The following is a 3,724-nucleotide window of genomic DNA, read 5'->3' as shown; positions in this document are numbered from 1 at the left end:
TTATTAGGTGTCAGCCCCAATTTTAATTGTAAATATTTTAAAACCAATTAAGAATAACCACGGTTATTAACATAATCATTCAATACATTAAGTTCATATTTTTGGCGGTCATAGTTTAAGCTCAACCAATGGGTAATATCACCAATAGAAATCATGCCGATTAATTGACCATCCTCAAGCAATGGAATATGCCGAATACGCTGATCAGTCATAATCGCCATCGCTTCATTCAACGAGCTATTTTTATGAATATAAATCACTTCCTTGGTCATCACCTCATTGACAGCCAACGCTTCCGGGTTTTTCCTTTCCTTAACGACTTTAAGCATTAAGTCACGTTCGGTAAAAATCCCAACCAAGGCATTATTTTCAACAATAGGTAACGCACCGATGTTTTTTTCAGCCATCATTAACGTGCAGTCATACACCGACATAGATGGTGCTGCAGTTAAAATATCTTGATTTTTCTCATTTAAAAGTTTGGCAACTGAGGTATCCATTAATTTAGTCCTTTTAATAAATTTTAACAAATAAACTGAGTTAACATAGCGACGTAAAACTTATAAAGGACCGCACAAGCGGCCCTCTTAAATACTCTGACTAATAAAGCAGAAAAATTACTGACCTTTTAACTGCTTGACTAAATGCTCAACACACTGCCCATAATCACTATCGCATTGCTTAAAATGCTCTAGCATGCGCTTGACTACCGGTTCAGAAGCTTGACTCAAACTACCAGCAATATTGCTCACCAGCTGATTTTTCTGATCTTCATTCATGATACGATATAAATTACCCGCCTGACTATAGTCATCTGCACCATGACGGTGGTCATAATAGTCCGCATCTCCTGAAATCTTCAGTGCTGGAGCTTTTAGTTTTGGGTTTTCCGCAGGACCATTCTTCGTATTTGGACCATAATTCACACTGGAACGTCCAGAAGGTGCGGTCTCTGCCGTACTATAAGGGCAACGTGTGCCCGCCATCGCACCACCACGCTGGTAATTATCAACACGGGTGGCATGCGGACAATTGACCGACAAATCATTATAATTAGCACCAATCCGATAACGATGTGCATCAGGATAACTAAACAAGCGCGCTTGCAACATTTTATCTGGCGAGGCATCAATCCCAGGCACTAAATTACTCGGCGAAAATGCCGATTGCTCAACTTCAGCAAAATAATTCTCGACATTTCGATTAAGCTCTAGCATACCAATTTCCACAAGCGGATAGTCTTGATGCGGCCATACTTTGGTTAAGTCAAACGGATTCAACTGATAGGTTTCTGCATCTTTTTCTGGCATAATTTGCAAATAAACACGCCATTTTGGAAAATCACCAGTCTCGATCGCCTTCACCAAGTCTTCTTGTGCATGATCTGGATTCTCTCCAGCAATCTTAGCCGCTTCCTCTCCAGTTATGCACTGGACCCCTTGCTCAGTTTTAAAATGCCATTTTACCCAAAAGCGCTCACCTTGTTGATTCCATAACGCAAACGTATGCGATCCATAGCCATTCATATGGCGATAATCGGTTGGAATACCACGATCAGACATTAAAATGGTAATTTGGTGCATTGACTGGGGATTTAAAGACCAAAAATCCCACACCGCTTCAGGGTCTTTTAAGTTAGTCACCGGATTACGCTTTTGCGTATGAATAAAATCAGGAAACTTACTTGGATCCCTCAAGAAAAATATCGGTGTATTATTACCGACCACATCATGATTACCTTCACGTGTATAGAATTTCACCGCAAAACCACGTGGATCACGTACTGCATCGCCTGAACCCATTTCACCGCCCACGGTTGAAAAACGTAGGAAAACTTCCGTTTTCTCTCCTTGCTGCTGTAAATAATCAGCAATAGTATAATCACTTAGGCTCTTTGTCAGTGTAAACGTTCCATAAGCGCCACTACCTTTGGCATGCACAACACGCTCAGGAATTCTCTCACGGTTAAAATGTGCTAATTTTTCTAACAATTGCCAGTCTTGCAATAGAACGGGTCCACGCTCACCTGCAGTTAAACTATTTTGATCATCTGCAATAGGTGCACCACTGCTGGTTGTGAGTATTGTCATTTTAATTTATCTCCTTTGCTATTTTCTTCAGAACTATTGTTCAAGAGCGTGATCACATCCGGCAGCTCTCTTTTGATACCATACCTGACAAGCGACGATAACGTCACTGATAACTTGCTTAATCACTTAATCACTTACTTAATCAGTTAATTTAAGTATTAATTTAAATAGGCTAAAAACATCCAAATCAGTTTTTCTTGCTCTTTAATATAGTCCCCCATCAAACTGCTGGTTCCTTCATCTTCAGCATCACCACTTACTTTTAAAATATGGCGCTGCAGTTTAATCAACGCAGAAAAACTATTTAATAAACTCTTTACTGAATTTTCAGCATCAACCACATTAATCGCTTCACTAATTTCTGAGTGTTTAGCATATTGACTATACGCGTGTAGGGGCTGCTCACCCAAGGTTAAAATACGCTCGGCAATCTCATCCACTTTCGTTAACAAGTCATTATAAATTTCTTCGAACTTCGTATGCAGTTCAAAGAATTGTTGCCCCTTAATGTTCCAATGGAATCCACGTACATTCATATAAAACACTTGGTAAGTTGCCAATAATTTATTCAATTCTTTACTAATTTCAGCCGTTTTTTCTTGATTTAAACCGATTAAGTTCATTGCATTTTCCTCTTTAAAATCTAAATGCTTATCATCACTATATTACAGTATCCGCTATTAATTAAATCGATTAATTTTATTAATTCAATAAACAAAAACTATCAATCTAAAGTCACTCTAAGTCAAGCTTTATACCACTCCATGGTTTATTACCCATTAAAAATATAAAGACCCCTCACCCACTGCTATAACCTCTTGAATTAAAAATTAACGTCAATCTCGCAAACAGATTATAAATTCATTCCCAAAATATTTGATCTTGCTATAATAAGCAAGAATATTTAGCTACAATTAACATGAAAAATATTCACTTACCTCGCTATAGAAAATTTATGACTCTATTTTTCAAACTCATCTTAAAATTTACCTTAACTTGAGATTACAACCTCTATCCTTTTGATGTATAAAATTTTTTATAGAATTAAATTTAAAAAACTCTAAATCTCTAAAGAAATTAAAGGTTCAATATTATGGCTAAGCCTATACTACCGCTATCATCATCCGCTGCATCAGCAGTACCACCAGATGCAGCGCGATTATTAGAAATAGCAGCATTAGCCGCCGCAGAAATAAGAATGGAGGCACGAATAATAGCAAGGCAAGCGCAGGCACAGCTTGATGATACAACTGAAGGAGAGCCGTAGGCGGGGTAGGCATAAACGCAGTAGGTGCAGCAGCAAATGCACAAGAATCGATAGACCCAAGCGTAACAGGAGCAAAAATATTCAAATGGTTAACAACAAAAAGTACAGGAATAGGAAAAGGAGCAGAAGCCTGCTTATTTCAAGGACAGCAAGCTGCTGAGTCTGAAAAACCTAAAAAGCAGAAAATAAAGTAAGAAAAAAGATAAGAGTCATGGCCAAAATCAAGATAAAGATCCAGAACCAAAATAAAGATTAATATTTGTTATAGAAAAGAACGCCCTCCGTCATCTGAAGTGCAACACTACTCTATACTAAGCCGCCATCAAATACTCTAAAAAAACATGATTAGGTGAGCAATAATTCAAAC

At 37.9% G+C, this 3,724-nt stretch carries 4 protein-coding genes; 1 reads left to right on the top strand and 3 read right to left on the bottom strand.

All coding sequences use genetic code 11. From position 1 onward, the window contains the following. Positions 1–47: 47 nt before the first annotated feature. The 3 genes from C200_RS00690 to C200_RS00680 all read right to left on the bottom strand — a co-directional run bounded on the left by C200_RS00690 (position 48) and on the right by C200_RS00680 (position 2,713). On the bottom strand, positions 48–500 hold the full coding sequence (locus tag C200_RS00690; RefSeq protein ID WP_016211841.1) for a CBS domain-containing protein: 453 nt from the start codon (positions 498–500) through the stop codon (positions 48–50). Positions 501–617: 117 nt separating this feature from the next. Next, a complete protein-coding gene (locus C200_RS00685) occupies positions 618–2,090 on the bottom strand; it encodes a catalase (RefSeq protein ID WP_016211839.1) in 1,473 nt (490 codons plus the stop codon). 158 nt (positions 2,091–2,248) lie between these two features. After that, positions 2,249–2,713: a Dps family protein gene (locus C200_RS00680; RefSeq protein WP_016211840.1), complete on the bottom strand. Its 465-nt coding sequence runs from the start codon at positions 2,711–2,713 to the stop codon at positions 2,249–2,251. 470 nt (positions 2,714–3,183) lie between these two features. Between C200_RS00680 and C200_RS15290 the strand changes: the two genes are divergently transcribed. Further along, a complete protein-coding gene (locus tag C200_RS15290) occupies positions 3,184–3,357 on the top strand; it encodes a hypothetical protein (protein WP_016211838.1) in 174 nt (57 codons plus the stop codon). Positions 3,358–3,724: the final 367 nt, after the last annotated feature.

This window comes from Piscirickettsia salmonis LF-89 = ATCC VR-1361, assembly GCF_000297215.2.
Taxonomy (GTDB): domain Bacteria; phylum Pseudomonadota; class Gammaproteobacteria; order Piscirickettsiales; family Piscirickettsiaceae; genus Piscirickettsia; species Piscirickettsia salmonis.
Note: the sequence above shows the minus strand (reverse complement) of the source record. Positions and strands in the feature narration are given on the sequence as shown.

Bases quoted from the DNA above. Each gene is read 5' to 3' on its own strand.
- C200_RS15290 (WP_016211838.1), top strand. From the start codon at position 3,184: ATGGCTAAGCCTATACTACCGCTATCATCATCCGCTGCATCAGCAGTA.
- C200_RS00680 (WP_016211840.1), bottom strand. From the start codon at position 2,713: ATGAACTTAATCGGTTTAAATCAAGAAAAAACGGCTGAAATTAGTAAA.
- C200_RS00685 (WP_016211839.1), bottom strand. From the start codon at position 2,090: ATGACAATACTCACAACCAGCAGTGGTGCACCTATTGCAGATGATCAA.
- C200_RS00690 (WP_016211841.1), bottom strand. From the start codon at position 500: ATGGATACCTCAGTTGCCAAACTTTTAAATGAGAAAAATCAAGATATT.